The following is a 23,158-nucleotide window of genomic DNA, read 5'->3' on the forward strand; positions in this document are numbered from 1 at the left end:
TTCCCACGCAGAGCGTGGGAACGATCATCACTCTGCACAAAACGGATACAGGTCTGCACCCCGCGGATAGTCCGCCCCATCCCCTCGTCCTAGCATGGCCCTGCCTGAATAAAAACAATGGAGGCGGCGGCCATGACCCTGCGACCTGAATACCTTCACTCCCTGCTTGAAGAAGACCCTGAGCAGGGCATCTATCGCTGCAAGCGCGAGATGTTCACCGATCCGCGGCTGTTCGACCTCGAGATGGTACACATCTTCGAAGGCAACTGGCTGTACCTGGCCCATGAAAGCCAGATCCCCAACAACAATGATTTCTACACCACCACCATGGGGCGTCAGTCGATCTTTATCGCGCGCAACAAAGACGATGAGTTGAACGCCTTCATCAACGCGTGCAGCCACCGTGGAGCGATGCTCTGCCGACACAAGACCGGCAACAAGAGCACGTACACCTGCCCATTCCACGGCTGGACCTTCAACAACTCCGGCAAGCTGCTCAAGGTCAAGGATCCGGCGGCGGCCGGCTACCCGGCGAGCTTCAATTGCGAAGGCTCCCACGACCTGACCAAAGTCGCGCGTTTCGAATCCTATCGCGGCTTCCTGTTCGGCAGCCTCAAGGCCGACGTGGTGCCGTTGGCAGAGCACTTGGGTGAATCGGCGAAGATCATCGACATGATCGTCGATCAGTCCGCCGATGGCCTGGAAGTGCTGCGCGGCTCCTCCAGCTACATCTACGAAGGCAACTGGAAACTCACCGCTGAAAACGGTGCCGACGGTTATCACGTCAGCTCGGTGCACTGGAACTACGCGGCGACCCAGAACCAGCGCAAGCAGCGCGAAGCCGGCGATTGCAATCCGACCATGAGCGCCGGTACCTGGGCCAGGCAGGGCGGTGGTTTCTATTCCTTCGACAAGGGCCACATGCTGCTCTGGACCCGCTGGTCCAACCCTGAGGACCGTCCGCTGTACGAGCGTCGCGACGAGTTGGCCCGGGACTTCGGCCAGGCGCGCGCCAACTGGATGATCGAGAACTCGCGCAACCTGTGCCTGTACCCGAACGTGTACCTGATGGACCAGTTCAGCTCGCAGATTCGCATCGCTCGGCCGATCTCGGTCAACCGCACCGAAATCACCATTTACTGCATCGCCCCCAAAGGCGAAAGCGACCACGCCCGGTCGAGCCGGATTCGTCAGTACGAGGATTTCTTCAACGTCAGCGGCATGGCGACCCCAGACGATCTGGAAGAGTTTCGCTCCTGCCAGACGGGTTACCAGGGCAGCGTCACCGCGTGGAACGACATGTCCCGTGGCGCCGAGCACTGGGTCGAAGGCGCCGATGACGCGGCCAAAGAGATCGACCTGCATCCGCTGCTCAGCGGCGTGCGCACCGAAGACGAAGGCCTGTTCGTGCTGCAACACAAGTATTGGCAGCAAACAATGCTCAAGGCCTTGGCCGCTGAACAATCCGGCCTGATTGCAGTGGAGGCCGTGCAATGACCATTACTTATGACGCCGTGCGCGATTTTCTCTACCGCGAAGCGCGCTACCTCGACGACAAACAATGGGACGATTGGCTGGAGTTGTACGCGCCGAACGCCACATTCTGGATGCCGTCCTGGGACGACAACGATGAGCTGACTGAAGACCCGCAACGGGAAATCTCGCTGATCTGGTACGGCAACCGCACGGGCCTGGAAGACCGCATCTTCCGCATCAAGACCGAGCGTTCCAGCGCCAGCGTGCCGGACACACGCACTTCGCACAACCTCAGCAATATCGAGCTGATCGAACAGGCCGACGGGCTGTGCAAGGTGCGCTTCAACTGGCACACCCTGAGCTTTCGCTACAAGACCGTCGACAGCTATTTCGGCAGCAGTTTCTACACCCTGGATGTGCGCGGTGAAAACACGCAGATCCTGGCCAAGAAAGTGATCCTGAAGAACGACTACGTTCGTCAGGTCATTGATGTTTACCACCTCTGAGGCGGCCGTCATGACTCATTCCATTGCGTTCAATTTTGAAGACGGCGTCACCCGATTCATCGACGCCAATGCTGGGGAAACCGTGGCCGACGCCGCATATCGCCAGGGCATCAATATTCCACTGGACTGCCGCGACGGCGCTTGTGGAACCTGCAAGTGCTTCGCCGAGGCTGGCCGCTACGACTTGGGCGAGGACTACATCGAAGACGCCCTCAGCGCCGACGAAGCGCAGCAGGGCTTTGTCCTGACCTGCCAGATGCGTGCGCAAAGCGATTGCGTAGTGCGGGTGCCGGTTTCATCGGATGTCTGTCGTACCCGTCAGGCCAGTTACGACGCGACCATCAGCGCCGTGCGCCAGTTGTCCGACAGCACCATCGCGCTGTCGATCAAGGGCGAGGCCCTGAGCAAGCTGGCGTTCCTGCCGGGGCAGTATGTGAACCTCGGGGTGCCCGGTAGCGAGCAGACCCGCGCTTACTCGTTCAGCTCGTTGCAGCGTGACGGCGAAGTCAGCTTTCTGATTCGCAACGTGCCCGGCGGCTTGATGAGCAGTTTCCTGACCGGCATGGCCAAGGCTGGCGACAGCATGAGCCTGGCCGGGCCGTTGGGCAGCTTCTATCTGCGCGACATCCGCCGTCCATTGTTGCTGTTGGCCGGTGGTACTGGTCTGGCGCCGTTCACCGCGATGCTGGAAAGAATCGCCGAACAGGGCAGCGAGCATTCGCTGCATTTGATCTACGGCGTGACCAACGATTTCGACCTGGTGGAACTCGATCGACTCGAAGCCTTCGCCGCACGCATTCCGAACTTCAGCTTCAGTGCCTGTGTGGCCAATCCCGACAGTCGGCATCCGCTCAAGGGCTACGTGACCCAACACATCGAGCCACGGCATTTGAACGATGGCGACGTCGACGTCTACCTGTGCGGCCCGCCGCCGATGGTCGAAGCGGTCAGCCAGTTCATCCGCGAACAAGGCATCAGGCCTGCGAACTTCTACTACGAAAAATTTGCCGCCAGCGCGGCCTGAGTCGCGCTGTTGTGGGAGCGAAGTCGTACACAAATACCGTGCTCGGCAAAGATCCCAATGTGGGAGCGAGCCTGCTCGCGAAGAGGCCGGAACATTCACCCGGGATGTCGCCAGTGAGACAGCTATCGCGAGCAGGCTCGCTCCCACAGGACAGTGTTTCGTCCGGTACGTCTTAACGGACCGGCATCCTTCGTCACGAGGTACACATGAACAGATTCCACGAAAAAGTCGCGCTGATTACCGGTGCCGCCCAAGGTATCGGCCGGTGTGTGGCTGAACGCATGGCCGCCGAAGGTGCGCGGTTGATTCTGGTCGACCGCTCCGATTTGGTGTTCGAACTCCAGAAGAAATTGGGGCAGAGCAGCCAGGTACTTGCCCTGACTGCCGACCTTGAGCAATACGGCGAATGCAGGCGCGTGATGCGCACCGCTGTCGAACGTTTTGATCGCCTCGATGTGCTGGTCAACAACGTTGGTGGCACGATCTGGGCCAAGCCTTTCGAATACTATGAAGAGGCGCAGATCGAAGCCGAAGTCCGCCGTTCATTGTTCCCGACACTGTGGTGTTGTCATGCCGCGCTGCCGTTCATGCTTGAACAAGAGAGCGGCGCCATCGTCAACGTTTCGTCCATTGCGACCCGTAGCGTCAATCGCGTGCCGTACGGTGCGGCGAAGGGTGGGGTCAACGCGCTGACCGCTTGCCTGGCGTTCGAAACGGCCGGTCGTGGCGTGCGGGTCAACGCGACCGCCCCCGGTGGCACCGAGGCGCCGCCACGGCTGATCCCGCGTAACGCTGCGGAACAAAGCGCTCAGGAAAAGCTCTGGTATCAGCAGATTGTCGACCAGACCCTCGACAGCAGTTTGATGAAGCGCTATGGCACGCTGGATGAGCAGGCAAGCGCTATTCTGTTTCTGGCCAGCGACGAAGCCTCCTATATCACCGGCATGATCATGCCGGTCGGTGGCGGCGATCCGGGCTGACGGGCTCGCACGCAAAATTGGCCCGATTCTGGACAACCTGCCGCCTACAAGCGGCGCTGAAACGCTTTGACGATTCTGAGTGTGGCGTCGCTTGTGTTCAGGTTCTGTACCGCGTCCAGCGGATACCAGATGCAGTCGAAAATTTCATTTTGTGGCCGAGCCGCTGCGATGTTCACGACCAACGCCTCGTAGACATGGTGCCGGGTGCTGGCCGTTTCCCACTCCATCAAGTACAGCAGGTCGTCGACCTCAAGCCCTGTTTCTTCGTAAAGCTCTCTTGTGGCCGCGCCCGCAGCAGTTTCGCCAGGCTCGACTTTTCCGCCCGGCAGGGTCCAGCGCCCCCTGGGCTTGCGCACGAGGAGGATATGCCGATCCTGCTCGCAAATGACGGTTGCACGTACTTTCATGGGTTACCCGACTGCCGTTTGTCACAAAACAGTCATAAAAATGCAATATTCAGACCGAAATCCGCAGAAGTGTCTGCTTCAAGGGTTTGAGTCGACAGGGCGGCTGAAAGTGCAATGAAATGCCGGAATCCTGACGCGACGTCTGGTTGGCACTTCAGGGAAGGTCGGGTGTAAGGTAGATGAGTCGATCCAGGACTATCACTGCCGAAATGGAGGTGACTATGAGCGTTCCGATGATGACTAAAATGCACATGAACGGCTATGACGTACTCAGCGTGAACAACGGCCCTTGGCGGGTGTGCACCAAAGGTGACCGGCTTGGAGCCTTTGGCAGTAGAGAGGAAGCACTGGCCTATGCGGCTGCGCTTCCCGCCTACAGAGCCCAGTCGGGTAAAGCGTCGCGTAGCCACAAATCAGAAAGCCAGAAATCAGACAAATAGTGCGCTTGAAGCCCCGGTTCGCCGGGGCTTTGTATTTGTAGCAACTGCTACACGGGGCTCAGTAACCACCGCCCATCCCGCCCGTGGAGGGGGAATACTCTCTGGCTTTTTGTTGGACGCGACTCCATTCCGCGCAGGTCATGAAACTTTTGTGGTCGACCTTGCCCGTGCCATCGAAGCTGACATTGTACGGCTGCTGATGGCCGGCTTGGGTCAGCTTGTAGTCAAAGCAGGTGCCAGGTTCCACCGTGCGCTGAGTTGTCGATAAAGGCTGGCCGCCAATCTGCTGGACTTGTTCCTTGCTCATGCCGGTCTCGACCTTGGCGACCAGCGGTTGGTCTCGATAAACGTGTGATTCCGTGTTGCAGCCACCTGACGCCGCCAGCACGGCGATCAGCGCGCATAGACGCTTGTTCATGGCAGCGCTCTCTAGTGAGCTTTCATTCGACTGATGGATTTTGCTTTTACTTCTTCAGCATAGCCCGCCAGTCGCTCTTCATCGCCCTGGAACAACGCGCACAGCCTTAGTGTTGCCTCTGCGTCCACATCATTGCCAGCCAGGCGCAACTGCTCTGCGATGCGCAAAAGCTCTACCGCCGACCACCTCAAATCCGAGGCTACACCTTGCAGGTCGCGCCGAAGTTGCTGTTCATATTCGTTAAGCCACATGATGACCTCCTGCAATTCCCCGCTACGAAATAGTAGTCCCATTTACCTGTCTGGAGCGTTATGTTCGTCTGATCGCAAGAGAGTCGAAATCATGCAACAACCTGTCTACCAACTGCTGGAAGTCGCCAACGGCAAGCCGATCAAACTCTGGACCGAGGGTGTACCGGTTGAAAGCGAAGCCCGGCAGCAATTGATCAATACCGCGAAGATGCCGTTCATCTTCAAGCACCTGGCGGTGATGCCGGATGTGCATCTGGGCAAAGGGTCCACCATCGGCAGCGTGATCCCCACCGTGGGCGCGATCATTCCGGCGGCCGTGGGAGTGGACATCGGCTGCGGCATGATTGCCGCGCGTACTTCACTGACCGCCGCCGACTTGCCGGACAACCTGCACGGCCTGCGCAGCGCCATCGAAAAAGCCGTGCCCCATGGCCGCACGTTGAGTCGTGGCCGCCGCGATGAGGGCGCCTGGAATCACGTTCCACAGCAAGCCGATCAAGCCTGGGCGGCGCTGAGTTCACGGTTCAAGGCAATCACCGACAAATACCCGAAACTCGCCAGCACCAACAATCGTCAGCACCTGGGCACCCTCGGTACCGGTAATCACTTCATTGAGGTCTGCCTGGACGAGGCCAACCGCGTCTGGTTCATGCTGCACAGCGGTTCTCGCGGCGTTGGCAATGCCATCGGGACCCTGTTCATTCAGTTGGCCCAGGCGGACATGCGCCAGCACATCGCCAATCTGCCGGACCGCGATCTGGCCTATTTCAAGGAAGGCAGCCGGCATTTCGATGACTACGTTGAAGCGGTGGGCTGGGCTCAGGACTTCGCCCGGCAGAACCGGGCGTTGATGATGCAGGCGGTGATTCAGACGGCGCGGCAAGTGATCCGAAAACCCTTCGAGGTCGCGCTGGAGGCTGTGAACTGCCACCACAATTACGTGCAGAAAGAGCGGCACTTCGGTGAAGACATCCTGGTCACCCGCAAGGGCGCGGTGTCGGCGAAAAAGGGCGAACTGGGGATCATTCCCGGCTCCATGGGGGCCAAAAGCTTCATCGTTCGCGGTCTCGGCAACGAGCAATCGTTCTGTTCCTGCAGTCACGGTGCCGGTCGTACCATGAGCCGCACCAAAGCCAAAAATACCTTCACCGTCGCAGACCAGATCCGCGCGACCGCTCATGTGGAATGTCGCAAGGATGCGGCGGTGATCGACGAGATTCCGATGGCTTACAAGGACATCGACAAAGTCATGTACGCCCAGCGTGATCTGGTGGAAGTACTGCACACCTTGCGACAGGTGGTCTGTGTGAAGGGGTAGGAAGGGAAGGGCTTCCATTGGTCGGGAACATTAACGCGAGTGAACAGCTCTGCTGTCGTATTGAGGTAATGATTTATTCGCTAGAGAGGCCATCTCGAATGACGACTACCGATGATTTCAGACATCACGCGCATGAGCTGATCGTTGACCTGGATGCGGCAACCACGGAAATGATGAAACTGATCTCGGCCCATCAGTTGAGCGGCCCGGAATGGGAGCGGGTCACGAAATGGCAGCATGAAGCGTACGAGCGATGGATGACGTACCTGAATGCGAGGTCGTATCCCGATTCCGGCTCGGGGGCCGAGCCGGGGCAGGGCGAAGCCCCTTTATAGAGACATCGCCGGCTGTCCGCTGGATGTATGCATAAGTACAGGCTACATTTCCCGTTTTTCAGGAAAGAAAGCGTTATGCGCATGTTGATAGCGGGAATAGCGGTAGCTGTGTTGGCGGGCTGTTCATTACCCGCATCCGTGGTGCCCGGCGAGCCCAATATCAGCAAATACAGCGATAAGGCGCCCAAGGAATATGCCGCGTGTGTATTGCCGTTGTGGCGTCAGGACATTCCGGGATCGACGCAATCGGCGATTTCCAATGGCTACCGGATTACCGCGCCGAGCATTATCACGGCTGACGAAATTCTGGTTATCGTGAAATCAAAGGATGGCAGCCGGGTATCGCTTTACCAAGGACCACCGTGGGCCAAGTCAGGGGCACTGCGCCAAGCTGTTCGGGATTGTTTGTAACGCTCGCTTCGTTCGTTGTTCGTTTATGGGGGACGGCTGTGCCGTATGTCGCAGCCATATGTCTGAATCCAGGAACGGTTACTCCTCAACTAACTTCCAAGAGCAAACAGTCCTTGGGAGTTTGGCTATGAATGATGATCGAAAAAAGGCAGCCCTCGATGCCTGGTACCGGCTCTTGAGAGAACCGGAAGCCGGGATGGATTGTGAAGAACACTACGACAAACTGCTGAAAGTGGCGGATGAAATGGAGGGGGCCGGCCTCATCAATAACGCCGAATGGCGTGAGTTGGTGCGCGATGCACGGGGGGCTATTTCCGCTTCAATCGATGGAGTCGGGAGTGGAGTTGTCAGTAGATGACTTAAAAATAGTGTGGATATTTAATGAGTTAGGAGATTTAGTAACTGGATGGTGAGTCAGAATATCTTGTTACAAGTTGCGCGATTGGGTAATATTGCCCCGCGTTCACCACCACGGTTTATGCATTTTTAAAGCCCAGGCGTCCATCAGCTGCCTGGGCTTTTTTTTTGTCTGGAATATGGTAAGGGCTTATATGCACGCTGCCGGCAGAGAGCCAGCAGCGTCGGTAATGAGCGTGAATTGACAACGTTATTGATGCCTGTCGTTACTTGGCCGGATCAGCCCTGCGCCGATCGCTGCCAGATGGGTTGCCAGTGTCAAGAAGCCTCCTCTCGACCAGGACATTTTGCAGGGCCTGGCGTGCCGAAGGGCTTAACTGATCTTCTCTCTCCTTGAGTTCGAGCAAGATGGGGTTGGACCACCCACGATAGGTTTGCTCGGAAATTTGAGTAGATGTCATCTATCTCTCCTTTGATGAATCGCCCGACAACACAGTGGGCGAAGTCCTGTGCGCTAAAAATCCTAGTTGAGGAAACGACTTGTCGCCAGTGAACGGATTGCAATGAGGTGCCGGTCATCCTTCGCGACGCGGGTAGTCCACGATTCGGGCGTAAACTTAAGAGGCTACCTCATCAAAAGGAGCCGCATATGATCGCCGACCAAATGAATAGACAGGAGTCGGAGCAAAGCGCTGTTTGGGATCAATACTTCTGTGCCGCGTTGATTGCGGAAAGCAATCTGACGGCACCGGTGGTTGGAGAAGCCACCCACGAAGACAGGCAGAATCTGTTAATCCAAAGGGCCAAAGCACTCGCCGATAAGATGCTGGAAAACAGAAGATAACCGGAGCCCAGCCATTGCGCTGGGCTCTTCACTTTTGATGCTCTTACTTTCTTCCAAGTGAACGCTCCTTGGTCGGAGATCGTCTACAGTTGGTAGTTCATGGATACGGAGATCGAACATGAAGTGCCTAATCTGTCAGGCTGTCTCTAATACTGTTCACGCGGCTGGAGACTGGTCAGAAGTCAAATGCCCGGCCGGATGTGGACACTACAAGGTCTCGGCGAACCTTGTGGCGAAAATGAAATTCAAGAACGAGTTCTTTGACATCGAACGCACAAGGCGATGGCTTAAAATGTCCCGCAATGACGAGCCGGTGCCGTTGATATCCACCTACGATTACAACGTGTCCTTATTGCACCGTGACACTGAGGATAGGTCGCTCATCGCGCCGATTCGTTCCAGGCAGCCGCTGACTTCGGATTAGAATCCGTCTGTCCTGGCTATAACCCTGTTCCCCTGTAGGAGCTGCCGAAGGCTGCGATCTTTTGACCTTCAGCGGCTCCTGAAAGATCAAGATCAAAAGATCGTCCGAACGCGGCCCGAGCCTTCGGCAGCGCCTACAGAGGCTCACGCAGGTATTGCTCGATCTATCGACAAAAAAACAAGCAACCTCCATGGATAGCCCCTGTCGATATCAACATGTCCCCGCTATTGGTTACCCTCCCGGTCCGGGTTGTCAGCATTGATGGCGGGCTGAAAGCGACTAACTGAATGATCAGGAGGTGGCTATGAACTGTCCGCTGTGTGGAAACACTAGTGCGCTGGAAGATCTTTCGTTCGGGGGCGGCTTGCGCATTTATTGTGAGCCGTGCGGTGGTTTCTATCGGATTTCAACAACCCTGAATGGCTTGGCCGACGCAAAGACCTATGACACCGAGCGCGCTCGAGCCCGGCTGAAAAAGAAGCGTGAAACCGACAAATTGGAAGATCAAGAGCCGGCGCTAGGCGCGGAGGACAAAGACCTGCTCGTCGAGCCCAACTGATGTGTCGTGCAATAAACATATGACCCAGCGGAAGGTTATCTCTGCGAGACGGTTGTGGTGGATGTGCTGAAGGACTCGCCTGACCCTGAAGCCGGGTTTCGAACGGGATCCCAGGCCAGGCGAGCGGCCCGGTCAATGAGCCTGTGCCACCCCGCGCAAAACCGTAGCAGCGGCAGATTGAGATCGAGTGCTGGCAATGTTTCCCAGCGATACGACACCAACCAGACGCTTGTCTCGGTTGAGCACGGGCAGGCGACGCAGTTGCACGTCCGCCATGTTCTTTGCCACCTGCTCTATGTCTTCATCCTCAAAGCAATAGCGGATGCCGCCAGTCATTACTTTACTGATAGGGGTTTTGCCGGGGAGTCCTTCGGCTACGGCTCTAATGGCTATATCCCGGTCCGTGATCATGCCAATCAGACGCTCTTGTTGCTCAACCATGATGGCGCCGCTATCGATCCTGGCCATCATGTTTGCGGCCTCCTGGATCGTCTGGCTTGGCTTGGCTGTTAAAACATCTTTCGTCATAACTTCCGAAATCTTCATGAAAAGACTCCTTTAAAGTGATGCTTCAGTGATTAAGGGCTGCCATTTTTTTCGACTTTGGAGGGGAAGTGCGGGTTCAGATTGTTTTAGCTCCGCTCGTCATGGTGGCGGGGCGTCACAGGAGATTCAGGCGGGCGAGTCATATGCGCGGGCCGTCGATAGGCTCTATCAGTTCTGAGCCCTGGTTCCTCACATTGCCCACGGCCACGTCCACTTTGAACCATTCGAAGACGTCGCAAGGTTCGCTTTGCTGCAGGAGTATCTGTTCAGCGCGCTCCTTGTGCGTGTATGGGGCAATCCATTCCCGGGCCAGTTCGGGATTGAGCGTCACTGGCCGACGGTCGTGAATATCCACCATGCCGCCCTGACTGTCCGCGGTGATGATCACGAAGCCATCATGCTCGTCCGACTCCTTTTCGTACCTTGGATACTGACCGATGGCGGCGCACAGGATCGGCGCACGATCCTTGCGACGGATCAGGTACGGCTGTTTCTTCGGACCGCCTTCGTAAACCCATTCAAACCAGTTGTCGATGGCAATAATTGCCCGGTGCGGCCATATCTCCTTGAAGAATGGGTCGTGGGCGACTTTCTCAACCCTGGCGTTGATCGGTGTCGCGTGATCCCTGGCCCAATGCGGTCGCCAGCCCCAACAAACCCTGTCGGCATGCAGCACGCCGCTTTCTTCGTGGAAGAGGGCGAGCTGAGTCGACGGTGCGGCGTTGTAGAGCTCGAGCGGCTGATCGCCAGCATTATTGACCAAGGCGTTGGGCATACTCAGCGCCGCCACGAATTCGTGAACACCTCGATACTGCGAAAGTCGTCCGCACATGGCTGAGCCCTCATGCTGAAGCTTAAGCTTAGACAATGGTTTCAGGGTGATCTAACGTAACCGTCCGGCCAACTCACCTTTCTGGCCTCGACGCCAAAGGCGATGGTGTCCACCTAATTTAAGCGGATACCATTTCTAGCCTTTTAAGCGGGTCTTTCCATGCAGCCACAACGCGGTTCCTAGTCCAAATCCTTCAAGGCCCAGGTTGTCCAGGAGTGCGCCCAGCCCGGAGCTTCGATTGCCAGCGTTGCGCAGAAACACAGCCTTAACGCGAACCTCGTCCATAAATGGATTCGGGTACAAACGAGCAAAGCCATGGCGCTGCAACCTGCTTTCATTCCGCTGCCTTTTCAGCTAGCCGGAGGGCATCCCCTGGCTCCTTCATCGAGCATCTGCGTTGAAATCCAGCACCCGCGTGGCACCGTCAAAGTGAACTGGCCGGCCGAAAGCGCTGCCGCCTGTGCCACCTTTCTGCGAGACCTGTTGCGATGATTCGCATCGACGCCATCTGCTTGCCACTGGACCGATGGACATGCGTGCTGGTACCGAGACCGCGTTAGCCCGGGTCATTGCTGTGTTCGGTGCGGCGAAGCTGCACTGTGCTTATCTCTTTGCCAATCGCCGTGCCAATCGGATGAAAGTTCTGGTGCATGAAGACGGGGCGGGCGAGTGAGATCGGGCAACTGCTACCGCATGAGTGGGTGCCGGCCTGACTAACGCAAGGTGAGTTGGGCGTACGCTTACAATGAATCTTAGAGGCCCAACGTTTGACATGAGAGACTTGGCCAGGCTTGCCAGAACAGCCTTTCGATGGAAGGGCTAGACCTCAGGGGGCACACAGCGCTCTCAGCCTTAGGGGCAGGTAGCCAGAGGCCAACCGACGCGCGCTGCACGGAGGAGGCTGGCCTTAACAACCAAGCGGTGAAATGGGGCAATAACGAAGATGTAGGCCCGGCCTAGACGGTTGTGGCACTGGACCACGGTTGAAAAAACGAGCTGGCGACTGCCTTCTGGTTCTGCCTCTCCAGAACATAGGATCGATATCCGGAAGTCGAGGTGCTTGTCGTCCTCTCCCAACACGATTTCAGTCTGGTTCGTGCTGTAGACCTTGAAGATTCCAATCCGATTAGCAAGTAATGCCAAATGTTTGGCTGTCTTGAGACCAAAACAGGCAACGATAGTGTCTCGGACTTTCATGAGCCATCCGATCCAGGATGGCTGGTGGGAAAGGATGAATCGAGCTAGCAAATCTGGATTGCTAGATGTGCCCGCAGGGAGCCGAATCGCAAAAGCGTCCGCCAGGTTCATCGACTTGTAAAGGTGGGTGATGCCGGACCTTGAGGGGACTGGCACGGACATGATGAGCTCAAATTCTCGGGGCATCGGGGGATCTCTCCTGAGTTCTAACTACTAATTAGACGACATGCCATGTCGCGTTTCTTGTTGCGATGGTTTGTCGTATAACGCTCCTTGTCGCCCTGTAAGTGCTTGTCTAGCTTAGAAGTGATGGTTACCGACTTTCAAGCCGGGCAGGGACAACCGCGCTCACTGCTCATTCCCAAGCACACGAGGTATCTGCATAGTGGAGGAATCTCGCTGTACAAGCGGCTCTTTTTCCATATTGCGGCGTGCCTACTTAGGCTATCAGGTACGTATTCAAGTGTGGGGTTCACGGCAACTTCAGGTTCCAGGCGCAGTAGCGCACCAGGAGCGGAGCTCGCATGTGTCGTGGCGATGCCGTCCGGATAACCAATGTCCACGCCTTGATGAGGTCCAGAGCCTCGCTGAGCGAGCATGGACTAACTGGATGTAGTTGAGGCTCCAACTTCTCCTTGTCGAATACTGAGCCCGATCAAGGCATCATAGAGCTCTTGCTGCCCAGCTGGCAGAACAGGGAGCAACGTCGCACGGCGCTTGTCGACATCGAACCAGGATTCAACCAACCATCCCACCAGATAGAGCGCCGAAAGGCATCCGCCAGCGGTTGCAACGTTCCCCTGGCATACAAGAGGCTGGTCCACGAGCTCAAGTCCCAGAGCTTGCAAGCTCGATCGTGCATCCGGGTGTGTAGTTGCTTGGCCGCTGAGCAGCCCAAGCCGTTCGAGAATGAAAGCTCCGGCGCATATGGAGCCGATTCGCTGGCGCCTGGAGTCAAGTTCAAACGACGGCAGGAAATCTGGGGCGGCAAGTGCAGCGGGTATCCCTTCCTTGCCGCTGACGAACAATACCGCGTCGGCACTATTGGCCTCGGAAAGCGGACCGTGTACCGAAACAGGCAGGCCGTGCGCCGATCGCACAATAGAGCTGGAACCCAATATTCGGACATGCCAGTCCTCAGTGTTGCGGCCTAGAATGTCCCACATCAGGAATAGGTCGATATCAGTGAATTGGTCGAAAGCAACCAGAGCGATTTTCTTCAAGGCGAGCTCCATGAAAAGTGCTGGCGTGCAAAACGCAACGGCCATCTTTGCTGGTGTTCGCAGCGTATCAATCGGTTGCGCACCATACACAGTCTGTATGGCGCTAAATATGGAGCGAAATAACTGGTGAGAAAACTAACTCGTAACCATTGGATCGCGGCTGGTTTTGAGGCCCTCGACCAAATAGGGCATATTGGCGTTTCGGCCGAGAGTCTATCGCGCCGATTGAATGTGACCCGCGGATCGTTCTATCACCATTTCCGCAATCGCGAAGACTTTGTCCGCACCTTGCTGGCCGCTTGGGAAGAAGACTACACGGAGCGCATGCTCGCTTATGCGGCGCAGGGTCGTAGCGCGGGCGAAACCTTGAAACGCTACTTGAGTATTGCCGCTGAGAAACAACCTTTGCGGGAAGTTTCCATCCGAGCCTGGTCGCGGCACGATCCGTTGGTAGGCGAGTTTCAGCAGCGTGTTGATACAAGACGACTGGACTTCGCGATACGGACGTGCCGCCGCTTGGTCCATATGCCAGGCGAAGCAGAAGTGATTGGTCAGGTGGCCCATCTGTGCCTGATTGGTGGTCAACAGGCAGGGCTGCGGCGTGACGCCGCTCGCTTCAACAGTTTCCTGTATCGAGCCTTTTCACTTTTCGAAGGGGCTCTTCCACCGTGGCGGGCCTAAGTCGCTATAGCAATGGCGATTAATGGAGACTTCGCATCCGTCTTAGGGAAGTGTGCTGATAAGATCGAGCATGCAACGGATGTCATTGAATTGCGTCGACTACAACGGGAGTCATCCCGCAAGGCTATAAGGTCGACGAACGTCCTACGTCTGGAGCACGACCAATCATGGCCTTTTACACTTGAGGATCATGTGGAGCACTTCCTCCGGCTAGCACCGAAGATGAGACCTGAGATCGAGTATTTTTTAAAGCACGCCAAAAATCCAACCTCAACGGCAGCTAAATTCTCGGCAGTACTCAATTCCTTCGCCGAATGGCTGCTTGAACGCCATTCCCTTCAAGGCAAGCCGCCTAGCTAACGCGATCTACCAATCTCCAGCTCTAGTGCACGCCATTGGTCTCCTAGGGCTAACGTCCATGCCACTGGCCTACGGCACTAACTTGAGTATGGCCTTCACCACACGCATACCCTGCACAGGGCGTATTCCCCGTACGCTTACGATTTAACCAGCATGGCAACGCGGTCTTGAACACTCACCATTCTCATCCCTGTTTGTTCAGACGCAGGATCAGAGGTTCAAGCGTGGGGCGCTTGTTTTTCCATTCTTCTTTCGTGATACCGAGGAGTATCACGTCAATCCGATTTCCGTCTTTTAGAATATTCTTGCGTCGAACGCCTTCAATTTCAAAGCCAAATTTTTGGTGCATTTTAATCACCAGCGGATTTGTTTCCAGGACCTCGCAATTGAGCTTCTCTATGCCGGCTTCATTGAATGCATAGTCAAGCATCCAGAATTCCACGATGCTCCCCAAGCCTTTTCCTTGAATCTCTGTGTCTAGGTAGAACGCCCAGTCAGCTGTTTTCTGTATGGCATTAATGGCGTTCAGCGAAACAATACCGATGGCCTGTCCATTTCTCGTGGCTACGAACACCGCCTGGCGATTGTTTCCCTTCAACGAGGTCAACCAACCCTCGTGCTCGCTCTCTGTAATTTCGTGGGAGGTGTACATGTACTTTCGAACATCTTCCTGGTTTCGAAGCGTGCGCACATGAGCTTGAACGGCGTGGCTGGCGTCAATCAATGGGACAAATTGCATCCAGATGTCCTTGCGTGGATGTGATAACGAAAGAGTTTAATAAATACTCAAGACGACACCATCAAATAGTTTTGCAATGCCTTCAAAAACAGGGTCGCCGCTTGCGTTCGCGACACGCGGCCAGGACGCATCCGGGATTCGCGGTTTTCTTGATTGATGTCAATCGCCTGAGTCGACCTGCTCTGTATTCTCTGGAGAAACCGACAGCTGAATAGAGGGAGAACATTCATGCTCTATCCGCTGTTTCTAACCTTTCATCTGTTTGCCGCCCTGATCTTTATCGGCACGGTGTTTTTCGAAGTCCTTTTTCTGGAAAGCATCCGCAAACAGTTGCCCGCCAAGGTGATGTTGCTGGTCGAGGAGGGTATTGGCCGCCGAGCCCGCACCCTGATGCCATGGGTGCTGTTGGTATTGTTCGGCGCGGGGCTGGGCATGGTCTGGCTGCGCTATTTGCCCGTCCTTGCAACGCCAATGGCCTCATCGTTCAGCACCTTGTTGCTGTTGAAAATCATGGTCGCCGTGAGTGTGCTGCTGCATTTCCTGGCTGCCATGTTTTTGTTCAAAAGCGGCCGAATGAACGCTCGATACCTGCATTTCATCCATGCCAGTGTGTTCTGCCATATGGTCGTCATCGTACTGCTGGCCAAGGGTATGTTTTACCTGACGTGGTGAGCGGTCTTGCCCCAAGGTCTGTCCTGCAAGCACTTGGCTTGCGCTTGATACAAGTCAAGGAGCATTGCTCGCCAATCCCGGACACTGTTGATCCGCAGCCAGTCTCGGAGACCTGTCATGCTCGATTTTTCTCACGCCCCCGGCGATCTGATCGCTCGGTGCGATCAGGGCGTACTCGACCCCAACTGCCATGCCGACACGCAAAAGTTTCATGACGGCATCGGCTCTCTGGATTTGCTTCGTGCCTTGCGCGTCAGCCGCCAGAAACGACGCCCGATCGCCCTGAACGTGCAGTTGCCTTCCAGCCTCAAGCCAGCCTTTTGTTCCCCGCGCGATGTCGCCTGCGAGCACGACGACATCGAACAGTACCTTCAACGCCTGGAACAGGAGATCGACCTCGTCGGTTGTCATCTGGGAGCGGAGCAACGGGTCGAACAATTTCATCTGAGCGGCGGAACACCCACCATCGCTCATCTCGAGCGCCTGATGAATCATCTGCGCGGTCGATTCAACTTTCTCCAGCATGAGTGCGGCGACTACAGCGTCGACGTCGACCTTCACTCTACCGATTGGTCGACCATGGGCGCGCTACGCAACCAGGGATTCAATCACGTCAGCATTGGCGTTCCGGATATCGATACCGACTGTGACATGTCGGTGGCCTGCTACCAGAACCCGGCACCCATTCATTCACTGATCGATGCTGCCCGCACCTTTGGTTATCGATCGATCAATGTCGATCTGGGTTTTGGTCATGCCTGGCAAACGCCAGAAAGCTTCGCGCAGAAACTGGCGGCGATCATTGAGCTGGAGCCGGACAGGCTGATGGTGTTCGACTATGCGCGACCACCACGCCGTTATCGTCCAAGGCTCGGCGACAAGGTCAGGGAACTGTGCAGCCAGGACGATAAAGGCGCGATGCGCCAGATCGCCTTCGAACAGTTGATGGGCGCAGGTTATCACTACATCGGAATGGGGCAGTTTGTGCGGCCCGATGATGATCTGGCGATCGCTCAGGAGCGCGGCCGGTTGCGTCGCACCTGTGACGGTTTTACCCGTCACGGTTATTGCGACCATATCGGCTTCGGTTTGGGGGCTATCAGTCAGATCGACGATTTGTATACGCAAAACACCGACGCGATCGAGCGTTATCAGCAGCAGCTGGACCGGGGCCAATTGCCGACGTCTCGTGGCTGGCGTTTCGAGGCGGGGGATCAGATAAGACACATGGTCATGGAGCGACTGGCGTGTGATCAAGAGCTGGATATCCGCGCCATCGAGCGGCGCTATGGGCTGATTTTCCCCAAGTATTTTGCATCTGTCTGGCCATTGCTGGAGCAATTGAGTCGTGACGGATTGATTGAATTGTCGGACCGTTTCATCAGCATTCTTCCCGCCGGCCGGCCGGAAGCAGATGCCATCTGCAACCTGTTTGAAAAGGATTTGGGCAGTGCAACGCATTAACCCAACTGCGAGTTGATTGATCATGAAACCTGCATTCGATTTCGATCGAGCCCTGGTCGAAAAGTATGACCGCCCCGGGCCGCGCTACACCTCTTACCCCACGGCGCCGCAGTTTCATCAGGCGTTTGCCGTCGACGACTATCAGCGTGCCGCCTCCGACAGCAACCTGGCGGCGGTGCCCAAGCCATTGTCGGTGTATATCCATATCCCGTTCTGCAAGAGCCTTTGCTACTACTGCGCCTGCAACAAAATCATCACCCAGAAAACCCATCGGGCCGTCGAATACCTGACGTATCTCAAGCGTGAAATCGCCATGCAGGCGGCCTTGTTCGACAGCACGCGCAAACTCACGCAGCTGCACCTGGGCGGGGGCACGCCGACGTATTTGACCAGTGAACAGCTCGCGGACCTGATGGACTGCCTGCACCAGGCGTTCGACATGGACGACAGCGATGACCATGAGTTTTCCATCGAGGTCGATCCGCGCACCATCAGCACCGAGCAAATCCAGTCGCTGCGCCAACTGGGGTTCAATCGCCTGAGCTTCGGCGTGCAGGATTTCGATCCCGACGTGCAGGCGGCGGTCAATCGCCAGCAAAGTGAAGAGCAGATTTATGCGCTGGTCGCGGCGGCGCGTGAGGCGCAATTCAAGTCGATCAGCGTCGATCTGATTTACGGCCTGCCACTGCAAACGGTGAACAGTTTCGACGTCACCCTCGGCAAGATCATCGCTCTGCGTCCGGACCGGATTGCCGCTTACAGCTACGCCCACTTACCGGAGCTGGTGCGTGCGCAACGGCTGATTCGCCCGGCGGACATGCCACCACCTGAGCGCAAGCTGGAATTGCTGGAACTGACCATCCGCCGTCTGACCGAGGCCGGTTATGTCTATATCGGCATGGATCATTTCGCTTTGCCGGATGATGAACTGGCGCTGGCCCGCACCCATGGCACCCTGCAACGCAATTTCCAGGGCTACTCGACCCATGCCGACTGCGACTTGATCGGCCTGGGAGTGTCTTCGATCGGCAAGGTCGGCGACAGCTACAGCCAGAGCGTCAAGGAGCTTTCGCAGTATTACGCCCGTATCGATCAGGGGTTGTTGCCGGTGCATCGTGGTTATCGCTTGAGCGCCGATGACTTGCTGCGCCGCGAAGTGATCAGCGACCTGATGTGCCACGGCAGGATCGATTTCGCCAAGTTCGAAGCAGGTCATGGCATTTGTTTCACCGAGTATTTTGCCGATGCGCTGGCGCAACTGGACGAGCAGGTGCGTGACGGACTGTTGCAGATTCACAGCGACGAATTGGTGCTGTTACCGCAAGGGCATTTGATGATGCGCAGTGCCGCGATGGCGTTTGACGCCTATCTGGGAGGGGAGCAAAAAGGCCGGTTTTCCCGCACCGTTTGAGGCTTCTGGCGCTCTGGCGCGAGGAATTTTATCGAGTTGATTTCAATCAAGGGCGGGGCACACAACGCTCCCTAACATGGCCTCAAGCCCCTTTGAAATCAGCGAGCTCATGACAATCCATCAGCCTTCGATACATGGCAACCTGCGCATCTGGAGCGTCGGGCTGGTGGTGGTGGTCTTGCTGATGATCGCAGCGTTCGCGACGGTGCAGGCCAAGTCATACGGCGACATCGAGCAGCAGCGCATCGAGAAAGTCTTCCCGCAAACCGATTCGGTGTCCGCAGCCGAAGGCAAGTTCAAGGTGCGCACGCTGTCGGCGGCCGGCAAGGTTATCGGGTATGTGTTCCAGAGCCTGGATGTGGTGGATATTCCGGCCTACTCGGGCAAACCCATCAACACCCAGGTGATCCTCGACACCGCTGGGGTGATTCAGGACGCCTATGTGCTGGAGCACCACGAGCCGATTCTGCTGATCGGCATTCCCGAAGAAAAACTCCATGGCTTCAGCGCCCGATACAAAGGGATCAAGGTCAGCCAGCGGGTGGTGGTCGGCCATTCCAGCGACCCGAGCGCGGTCACCGTGGATGCCATCGCCGGCGCAACGGTCACCGCCATGGTGGTCAATGAGGTCATCATGCGTGCCGCCCATGAGGTGGCCGTGTCGCTGAAGCTGATCGAGGACACGGGCGGGGTGGTGAACAAACCCGCCACCGTGCGCCAGGACTTTTACGAGCCCGCCACCTGGGAGCAACTGACCGGAAATGGCTCCATTCGCCGGTTGAACCTGACCCGTGGGCAGGTCGATGCAGCCTTCAAGGGCACCGAAGCCGAAGGCGTCGACAACGCCGGCCCGGATCAAGTCGATGACACCTTTATCGAGCTGTACACCGCCGACTTGAACCCACCGACCATTGGCCGCGCGTTGCTGGGCGACAATCAATATCGCTTCCTCATGCAGGAACTCAAACCCGGCGAGCAAGCCATCGTGGTGCTGGGTCGTGGGCTGTTTTCCTATAAAGGCTCGGGTTATGTGCGCGGCGGGATTTTCGATCGGGTGCAATTGCGCCAGTTCGGCAATGTCATCAGCTTTCGCGACATGGACCATCAGCGGCTCTCCGATGTATTTGCCAAGGGCATGCCCGAGTTCAATGAAATGTCGATTTTCATTGTGCGCAAACCGGCCGGATTCGATCCGGGATCGCCCTGGTCGCTGGAGCTCCTGGTGCGGCGTCAGACGGGACCGGTCAGCGGCACCTTCAGTAGCTTCGAACTGCCGTATCAACTGCCCGAGCCCTACCTTGAGCGACCTGCGCCCAGTGCCGAGGAACGGGCGGCCATCGAGGAAGCCAGCCGGCCGATGTGGTTGAACATCTGGTACCAGAAACACTTCCAGATCGCCGTCCTCGCGAGTGCGCTGTTGCTGCTGACGGCCATCCTGTTCCTGCAAGACAAACTCACCCGCCGGCCACGCTTTCTGCACTGGCTGCGTCGTGGTTACCTGCTCTTTACCGTGGTCTTTCTGGGTTGGTATGCCTTGGGGCAATTGTCGGTGGTCAATGTCCTGACCTTTGTTCATGCGCTGTTCGAGCACTTTCGCTGGGAGCTGTTTCTCACCGATCCGCTGATCTTCATGCTCTGGGTCTTCACCGCCGCGAGCATCCTGCTGTGGGGCCGTGGCGTGTTCTGCGGCTGGCTGTGCCCGTTTGGCGCCTTGCAAGAGTTGATCAACGAAGCCGCGCGCAAATTGAAAATTCCCCAATACGAATTGCCCTTTGCGGTGCATGAGCGGCTGTGGGCGATCAAATACATCATTTTGCTGCTGCTCTTCGGTATCTCCCTGGAATCGATGTCCACCGCCGAACTGTTCGCCGAGGTGGAACCCTTCAAGACCGCCATCACCCTCAAATTCGACCGCCAGTGGTGGTTCGTGCTCTACGCGGTGGGGCTGCTGGTTATCAACATTTTCACGCGCAAAGTCTATTGCCGCTACATCTGCCCTTTGGGCGCGGCGCTGGCGATCCCGACCAAATTGCGCCTGTTCGACTGGCTCAAGCGCCGCAAGGAGTGCGGCAGTCCCTGCCAGTTGTGCGCCAAGGAATGCGAGATCCAGGCGATTCACCCGGATGGCCGGATCAATGCCAACGAGTGCCACTACTGCCTCGATTGCCAGATGACCTACCACAACGATGACAAATGCCCGCCGCTGATCAACAAGCGCAAGAAGCGCGGCAAACCGGCACCCGTGGCGGTGCAACTGATACCTGTCGTGGAAGTGCCGGCTGCTGAATGAAGCTTGCGAGCGCACGTCCGCAGTGACCGTTTTATCTCTTCAAGGAGTACGCAACATGACTGACACAGAATCCAAAAAAGCCATGCCGGAAGAGGAACAGACCGGACTCAGTCGGCGCGGTTTTCTGGGCAGCAGTGCCGTCACCGGTGCGGTGCTGGCGGGTGCCGCGACGTTGGGCGGTGCAGTGTTCAGCCGCGAGTCGTGGGCGGCAGCGGTCAAGGATGCACAAGCGAAAATCCATGTTGGCCCCGGTGAGCTGGACGAATACTACGGCTTCTGGAGCGGTGGTCATCAGGGCGAAGTGCGGGTGCTGGGCGTGCCGTCGATGCGTGAGTTGATGCGTATTCCGGTGTTCAACGTCGACTCGGCCACCGGCTGGGGCCTGACCAACGAAAGCAAGCGGATCCTGGGCGACAGTGCAAAGTTTCAGAATGGCGATTGCCATCACCCGCATATCTCCATGACTGATGGCAAGTACGACGGCAAGTACCTGTTCATCAACGACAAGGCCAACTCCCGTGTCGCGCGCATCCGCCTGGACATCATGAAGTGCGACAAGATCCTCACCGTGCCGAACGTGCAAGCCATTCACGGCCTGCGTCTGCAAAAAGTGCCTTACACCAAGTACGTGTTCGCCAATGCCGAGTTCGTCATCCCGCACCCCAATGACGGCCGCACCTTCGATCTGCAAGACAAGAACAGCTTCACCATGTTCAACACCATCGATGCCGAGAAAATGGAGATGGCGTTCCAGGTGATCGTCGACGGCAACCTGGACAACTCCGACGCTGATTACACCGGCAAGTACGCCGCGTCCACCTGCTACAACTCGGAGAAGGCTTACGACCTTGGCGGCATGATGCGCAACGAGCGCGACTGGGTCGTGGTGTTCAACATCCCGCGCATCGAGGCTGCGATCAAGGCTGGCAAGTTCATTACCCTGGAAGACTCGAAAGTGCCGGTGGTCGACGGTCGTAAAACCGACGGCAAGGACTCCGAGTTCACTCGCTACATCCCGGTGCCGAAGAACCCCCACGGCCTCAATACCTCATCCGATGGCAAGTACTTCATTGCCAACGGCAAGCTGTCGCCAACGGTCTCGATGATCGCCATCGACCGGCTGGATGACCTGTTCGCCGATAAATTCAAGGACCCGCGCGAGGTTATCGTCGCCGAGCCGGAACTGGGCCTGGGGCCTTTGCACACCACCTTCGACGGTCGCGGCAACGCCTATACCACGCTGTTCATCGACAGTCAGGTGGTGAAGTGGAACATGGAGGAAGCGATACGCGCCTACAAGGGCGAGAAGGTCAATTACATCAAGCAGAAGCTCGACGTGCAGTACCAGCCTGGCCATAACCACGCCTCGCTGACCGAAACCAGTGAAGCGGATGGCAAGTGGCTGGTGGTGTTGTGCAAATTCTCCAAGGACCGCTTCCTGCCGACCGGGCCGCTGCACCCGGAAAATGACCAGTTGATCGATATTTCCGGCGAAGAGATGAAGCTGGTGCATGACGGCCCTGCGTTTGCCGAACCTCACGATTGCATCCTGGCGCGCCGGGACCAGATCAAGACCCAAAAGATCTGGAACCGCAACGACCCGTTCTTTGCCGCCACCGTGGAGCTGGCCAAGAAAGACGGGATCAATCTGGAGACCGACAACAAAGTCATCCGCGACGGCAATCATGTGCGGGTCTACATGACCTCCATGGCGCCGGCCTATGGTCTGACCGAGTTCACCGTCAAGCAGGGCAACGAGGTCACCGTGACCATCACCAACATCGACCAGATTGAAGACGTGACCCACGGTTTCGTCATGACCAACCATGGCGCCAGCATGGAGATCAGCCCGCAGCAAACCTCGTCCATCACCTTTACCGCCGACAAGGCCGGCCTGCATTGGTACTACTGCAGCTGGTTCTGCCATGCGCTGCACATGGAAATGGTCGGCCGCATGAAGGTCGAGCGAGCCTGACGGTTGCCAATCAACGGG

Annotated in this window: 28 protein-coding genes; 19 read left to right on the top strand and 9 right to left on the bottom strand. The window is 56.9% G+C overall.

Features of this window, described 5'->3' with window-relative positions:
* Nucleotides 1–132: 132 nt before the first annotated feature.
* The 4 genes from benA (at nt 133) to AB4O41_RS28255 (ending at nt 3,986) form a co-directional block, all read left to right on the top strand.
* Nucleotides 133–1,497, top strand: a complete 1,365-nt coding sequence (gene benA, locus AB4O41_RS28240; RefSeq protein ID WP_460145555.1) for a benzoate 1,2-dioxygenase large subunit — start codon at nt 133–135, stop codon at nt 1,495–1,497.
* Nucleotides 1,494–1,982: a benzoate 1,2-dioxygenase small subunit gene (gene benB, locus AB4O41_RS28245; protein ID WP_460145556.1), complete on the top strand. Its 489-nt coding sequence runs from the start codon at nt 1,494–1,496 to the stop codon at nt 1,980–1,982. Before benA ends, benB begins: the two co-directional genes overlap by 4 nt.
* 10 nt (nt 1,983–1,992) lie before the next feature.
* Nucleotides 1,993–3,006 carry a benzoate 1,2-dioxygenase electron transfer component BenC gene (gene benC / locus AB4O41_RS28250; RefSeq protein ID WP_460145557.1) on the top strand — a complete coding sequence of 338 codons (1,014 nt, stop codon included), beginning with the start codon at nt 1,993–1,995 and terminating at the stop codon, nt 3,004–3,006.
* A 206-nt stretch (nt 3,007–3,212) separates the two neighbouring features.
* Complete coding sequence (locus AB4O41_RS28255; RefSeq protein WP_460145558.1) at nt 3,213–3,986, top strand: 1,6-dihydroxycyclohexa-2,4-diene-1-carboxylate dehydrogenase; 774 nt, start codon at nt 3,213–3,215, stop codon at nt 3,984–3,986.
* Nucleotides 3,987–4,030: 44 nt separating this feature from the next.
* Here the strand turns inward: AB4O41_RS28255 and AB4O41_RS28260 are convergent, their stop codons facing one another.
* On the bottom strand, nt 4,031–4,393 hold the full coding sequence (locus AB4O41_RS28260; RefSeq protein WP_460145559.1) for an NUDIX hydrolase: 363 nt from the start codon (nt 4,391–4,393) through the stop codon (nt 4,031–4,033).
* A gap of 221 nt (nt 4,394–4,614) precedes the next feature.
* On the opposite strand from AB4O41_RS28260, the gene AB4O41_RS28265 reads away from it, so the two are divergent.
* Nucleotides 4,615–4,833, top strand: a complete 219-nt coding sequence (locus tag AB4O41_RS28265) for a DUF2188 domain-containing protein (RefSeq protein ID WP_460145560.1) — start codon at nt 4,615–4,617, stop codon at nt 4,831–4,833.
* Between the two features lie 58 nt (nt 4,834–4,891).
* Here AB4O41_RS28265 and osmE read toward each other — a convergent pair whose 3' ends face one another.
* Together osmE and AB4O41_RS28275 are read right to left on the bottom strand one after the other, a co-directional pair.
* Nucleotides 4,892–5,251, bottom strand: a complete 360-nt coding sequence (gene osmE / locus AB4O41_RS28270; protein WP_460145561.1) for an osmotically-inducible lipoprotein OsmE — start codon at nt 5,249–5,251, stop codon at nt 4,892–4,894.
* A gap of 11 nt (nt 5,252–5,262) precedes the next feature.
* Complete coding sequence (locus AB4O41_RS28275) at nt 5,263–5,502, bottom strand: hypothetical protein (RefSeq protein ID WP_095054805.1); 240 nt, start codon at nt 5,500–5,502, stop codon at nt 5,263–5,265.
* Between the two features lie 91 nt (nt 5,503–5,593).
* Between AB4O41_RS28275 and AB4O41_RS28280 the strand changes: the two genes are divergently transcribed.
* From AB4O41_RS28280 to AB4O41_RS28295, 4 genes are all read left to right on the top strand, one after another.
* Nucleotides 5,594–6,820 carry an RtcB family protein gene (locus AB4O41_RS28280; RefSeq protein WP_460145562.1) on the top strand — a complete coding sequence of 409 codons (1,227 nt, stop codon included), beginning with the start codon at nt 5,594–5,596 and terminating at the stop codon, nt 6,818–6,820.
* Between the two features lie 98 nt (nt 6,821–6,918).
* Nucleotides 6,919–7,155, top strand: a complete 237-nt coding sequence (locus AB4O41_RS28285; protein ID WP_038982782.1) for a hypothetical protein — start codon at nt 6,919–6,921, stop codon at nt 7,153–7,155.
* 75 nt (nt 7,156–7,230) lie between these two features.
* A complete protein-coding gene (locus AB4O41_RS28290) occupies nt 7,231–7,566 on the top strand; it encodes a hypothetical protein (RefSeq protein ID WP_460145563.1) in 336 nt (111 codons plus the stop codon).
* Between the two features lie 127 nt (nt 7,567–7,693).
* A complete protein-coding gene (locus AB4O41_RS28295) occupies nt 7,694–7,924 on the top strand; it encodes a hypothetical protein (RefSeq protein ID WP_367375158.1) in 231 nt (76 codons plus the stop codon).
* Between the two features lie 265 nt (nt 7,925–8,189).
* Here AB4O41_RS28295 and AB4O41_RS28300 read toward each other — a convergent pair whose 3' ends face one another.
* A complete protein-coding gene (locus AB4O41_RS28300; protein ID WP_460145564.1) occupies nt 8,190–8,384 on the bottom strand; it encodes a hypothetical protein in 195 nt (64 codons plus the stop codon).
* A 188-nt stretch (nt 8,385–8,572) separates the two neighbouring features.
* Here AB4O41_RS28300 and AB4O41_RS28305 point away from each other — a divergent pair, with 188 nt between their 5' ends.
* Together AB4O41_RS28305 and AB4O41_RS28310 are read left to right on the top strand one after the other, a co-directional pair.
* Complete coding sequence (locus tag AB4O41_RS28305; RefSeq protein WP_030130625.1) at nt 8,573–8,767, top strand: hypothetical protein; 195 nt, start codon at nt 8,573–8,575, stop codon at nt 8,765–8,767.
* Nucleotides 8,768–9,495: 728 nt separating this feature from the next.
* Nucleotides 9,496–9,750 carry a hypothetical protein gene (locus AB4O41_RS28310; protein WP_460145565.1) on the top strand — a complete coding sequence of 85 codons (255 nt, stop codon included), beginning with the start codon at nt 9,496–9,498 and terminating at the stop codon, nt 9,748–9,750.
* A 132-nt stretch (nt 9,751–9,882) separates the two neighbouring features.
* Here the strand turns inward: AB4O41_RS28310 and AB4O41_RS28315 are convergent, their stop codons facing one another.
* Nucleotides 9,883–10,296, bottom strand: coding sequence for a CBS domain-containing protein (locus AB4O41_RS28315; RefSeq protein ID WP_367375161.1), 414 nt, complete (start codon nt 10,294–10,296; stop codon nt 9,883–9,885).
* A 139-nt stretch (nt 10,297–10,435) separates the two neighbouring features.
* Nucleotides 10,436–11,128, bottom strand: coding sequence for an SOS response-associated peptidase family protein (locus AB4O41_RS28320; protein WP_460145566.1), 693 nt, complete (start codon nt 11,126–11,128; stop codon nt 10,436–10,438).
* A gap of 237 nt (nt 11,129–11,365) precedes the next feature.
* Here AB4O41_RS28320 and AB4O41_RS28325 point away from each other — a divergent pair, with 237 nt between their 5' ends.
* Nucleotides 11,366–11,620, top strand: coding sequence for a hypothetical protein (locus AB4O41_RS28325; RefSeq protein ID WP_460148447.1), 255 nt, complete (start codon nt 11,366–11,368; stop codon nt 11,618–11,620).
* 40 nt (nt 11,621–11,660) lie between these two features.
* Nucleotides 11,661–11,801 (top strand): transposase family protein, encoded by a 141-nt coding sequence (locus AB4O41_RS28330; protein ID WP_460145567.1) that lies wholly within the window; start codon nt 11,661–11,663, stop codon nt 11,799–11,801.
* A 179-nt stretch (nt 11,802–11,980) separates the two neighbouring features.
* On the opposite strand, the gene AB4O41_RS28335 is transcribed toward AB4O41_RS28330, so the two are convergent.
* Nucleotides 11,981–12,511: a DUF2867 domain-containing protein gene (locus AB4O41_RS28335; protein WP_460145568.1), complete on the bottom strand. Its 531-nt coding sequence runs from the start codon at nt 12,509–12,511 to the stop codon at nt 11,981–11,983.
* 416 nt (nt 12,512–12,927) lie between these two features.
* Entirely contained in the window at nt 12,928–13,548 is a 621-nt protein-coding gene (locus tag AB4O41_RS28340; RefSeq protein ID WP_460145569.1) for a DJ-1/PfpI family protein, read from the bottom strand.
* Nucleotides 13,549–13,674: 126 nt separating this feature from the next.
* Here AB4O41_RS28340 and AB4O41_RS28345 point away from each other — a divergent pair, with 126 nt between their 5' ends.
* Nucleotides 13,675–14,229 carry a TetR/AcrR family transcriptional regulator gene (locus AB4O41_RS28345; protein WP_460145570.1) on the top strand — a complete coding sequence of 185 codons (555 nt, stop codon included), beginning with the start codon at nt 13,675–13,677 and terminating at the stop codon, nt 14,227–14,229.
* A 544-nt stretch (nt 14,230–14,773) separates the two neighbouring features.
* On the opposite strand, the gene pseH is transcribed toward AB4O41_RS28345, so the two are convergent.
* Complete coding sequence (gene pseH / locus AB4O41_RS28350; protein ID WP_460145571.1) at nt 14,774–15,328, bottom strand: UDP-4-amino-4,6-dideoxy-N-acetyl-beta-L-altrosamine N-acetyltransferase; 555 nt, start codon at nt 15,326–15,328, stop codon at nt 14,774–14,776.
* A 228-nt stretch (nt 15,329–15,556) separates the two neighbouring features.
* Here pseH and AB4O41_RS28355 point away from each other — a divergent pair, with 228 nt between their 5' ends.
* From AB4O41_RS28355 to nosZ, 5 genes are all read left to right on the top strand, one after another.
* Entirely contained in the window at nt 15,557–16,000 is a 444-nt protein-coding gene (locus tag AB4O41_RS28355; protein ID WP_460145572.1) for a CopD family copper resistance protein, read from the top strand.
* A gap of 117 nt (nt 16,001–16,117) precedes the next feature.
* Nucleotides 16,118–17,464, top strand: coding sequence for an oxygen-independent coproporphyrinogen III oxidase (locus tag AB4O41_RS28360; protein ID WP_460145573.1), 1,347 nt, complete (start codon nt 16,118–16,120; stop codon nt 17,462–17,464).
* A 22-nt stretch (nt 17,465–17,486) separates the two neighbouring features.
* Nucleotides 17,487–18,875, top strand: a complete 1,389-nt coding sequence (gene hemN, locus AB4O41_RS28365) for an oxygen-independent coproporphyrinogen III oxidase (RefSeq protein WP_460145574.1) — start codon at nt 17,487–17,489, stop codon at nt 18,873–18,875.
* A 109-nt stretch (nt 18,876–18,984) separates the two neighbouring features.
* Nucleotides 18,985–21,165: a transcriptional regulator NosR gene (gene nosR, locus AB4O41_RS28370; protein WP_460145575.1), complete on the top strand. Its 2,181-nt coding sequence runs from the start codon at nt 18,985–18,987 to the stop codon at nt 21,163–21,165.
* Nucleotides 21,166–21,220: 55 nt separating this feature from the next.
* On the top strand, nt 21,221–23,140 hold the full coding sequence (gene nosZ / locus AB4O41_RS28375; protein WP_460145576.1) for a TAT-dependent nitrous-oxide reductase: 1,920 nt from the start codon (nt 21,221–21,223) through the stop codon (nt 23,138–23,140).
* Nucleotides 23,141–23,158: the final 18 nt, after the last annotated feature.

The sequence above is a fragment of the Pseudomonas sp. S2_A02 genome (assembly GCF_054668495.1).

Coding starts and splice junctions, on each gene's coding strand:
- benA (WP_460145555.1), top strand. CDS start 133: ATGACCCTGCGACCTGAATACCTTCACTCCCTGCTTGAAGAAGACCCT.
- benB (WP_460145556.1), top strand. CDS start 1,494: ATGACCATTACTTATGACGCCGTGCGCGATTTTCTCTACCGCGAAGCG.
- benC (WP_460145557.1), top strand. CDS start 1,993: ATGACTCATTCCATTGCGTTCAATTTTGAAGACGGCGTCACCCGATTC.
- AB4O41_RS28255 (WP_460145558.1), top strand. CDS start 3,213: ATGAACAGATTCCACGAAAAAGTCGCGCTGATTACCGGTGCCGCCCAA.
- AB4O41_RS28260 (WP_460145559.1), bottom strand. CDS start 4,393: ATGAAAGTACGTGCAACCGTCATTTGCGAGCAGGATCGGCATATCCTC.
- AB4O41_RS28265 (WP_460145560.1), top strand. CDS start 4,615: ATGAGCGTTCCGATGATGACTAAAATGCACATGAACGGCTATGACGTA.
- osmE (WP_460145561.1), bottom strand. CDS start 5,251: ATGAACAAGCGTCTATGCGCGCTGATCGCCGTGCTGGCGGCGTCAGGT.
- AB4O41_RS28275 (WP_095054805.1), bottom strand. CDS start 5,502: ATGTGGCTTAACGAATATGAACAGCAACTTCGGCGCGACCTGCAAGGT.
- AB4O41_RS28280 (WP_460145562.1), top strand. CDS start 5,594: ATGCAACAACCTGTCTACCAACTGCTGGAAGTCGCCAACGGCAAGCCG.
- AB4O41_RS28285 (WP_038982782.1), top strand. CDS start 6,919: ATGACGACTACCGATGATTTCAGACATCACGCGCATGAGCTGATCGTT.
- AB4O41_RS28290 (WP_460145563.1), top strand. CDS start 7,231: ATGCGCATGTTGATAGCGGGAATAGCGGTAGCTGTGTTGGCGGGCTGT.
- AB4O41_RS28295 (WP_367375158.1), top strand. CDS start 7,694: ATGAATGATGATCGAAAAAAGGCAGCCCTCGATGCCTGGTACCGGCTC.
- AB4O41_RS28300 (WP_460145564.1), bottom strand. CDS start 8,384: ATGACATCTACTCAAATTTCCGAGCAAACCTATCGTGGGTGGTCCAAC.
- AB4O41_RS28305 (WP_030130625.1), top strand. CDS start 8,573: ATGATCGCCGACCAAATGAATAGACAGGAGTCGGAGCAAAGCGCTGTT.
- AB4O41_RS28310 (WP_460145565.1), top strand. CDS start 9,496: ATGAACTGTCCGCTGTGTGGAAACACTAGTGCGCTGGAAGATCTTTCG.
- AB4O41_RS28315 (WP_367375161.1), bottom strand. CDS start 10,296: ATGAAGATTTCGGAAGTTATGACGAAAGATGTTTTAACAGCCAAGCCA.
- AB4O41_RS28320 (WP_460145566.1), bottom strand. CDS start 11,128: ATGTGCGGACGACTTTCGCAGTATCGAGGTGTTCACGAATTCGTGGCG.
- AB4O41_RS28330 (WP_460145567.1), top strand. CDS start 11,661: ATGCGTGCTGGTACCGAGACCGCGTTAGCCCGGGTCATTGCTGTGTTC.
- AB4O41_RS28335 (WP_460145568.1), bottom strand. CDS start 12,511: ATGCCCCGAGAATTTGAGCTCATCATGTCCGTGCCAGTCCCCTCAAGG.
- pseH (WP_460145571.1), bottom strand. CDS start 15,328: ATGCAATTTGTCCCATTGATTGACGCCAGCCACGCCGTTCAAGCTCAT.
- AB4O41_RS28355 (WP_460145572.1), top strand. CDS start 15,557: ATGCTCTATCCGCTGTTTCTAACCTTTCATCTGTTTGCCGCCCTGATC.
- AB4O41_RS28360 (WP_460145573.1), top strand. CDS start 16,118: ATGCTCGATTTTTCTCACGCCCCCGGCGATCTGATCGCTCGGTGCGAT.
- hemN (WP_460145574.1), top strand. CDS start 17,487: ATGAAACCTGCATTCGATTTCGATCGAGCCCTGGTCGAAAAGTATGAC.
- nosR (WP_460145575.1), top strand. CDS start 18,985: ATGACAATCCATCAGCCTTCGATACATGGCAACCTGCGCATCTGGAGC.
- nosZ (WP_460145576.1), top strand. CDS start 21,221: ATGACTGACACAGAATCCAAAAAAGCCATGCCGGAAGAGGAACAGACC.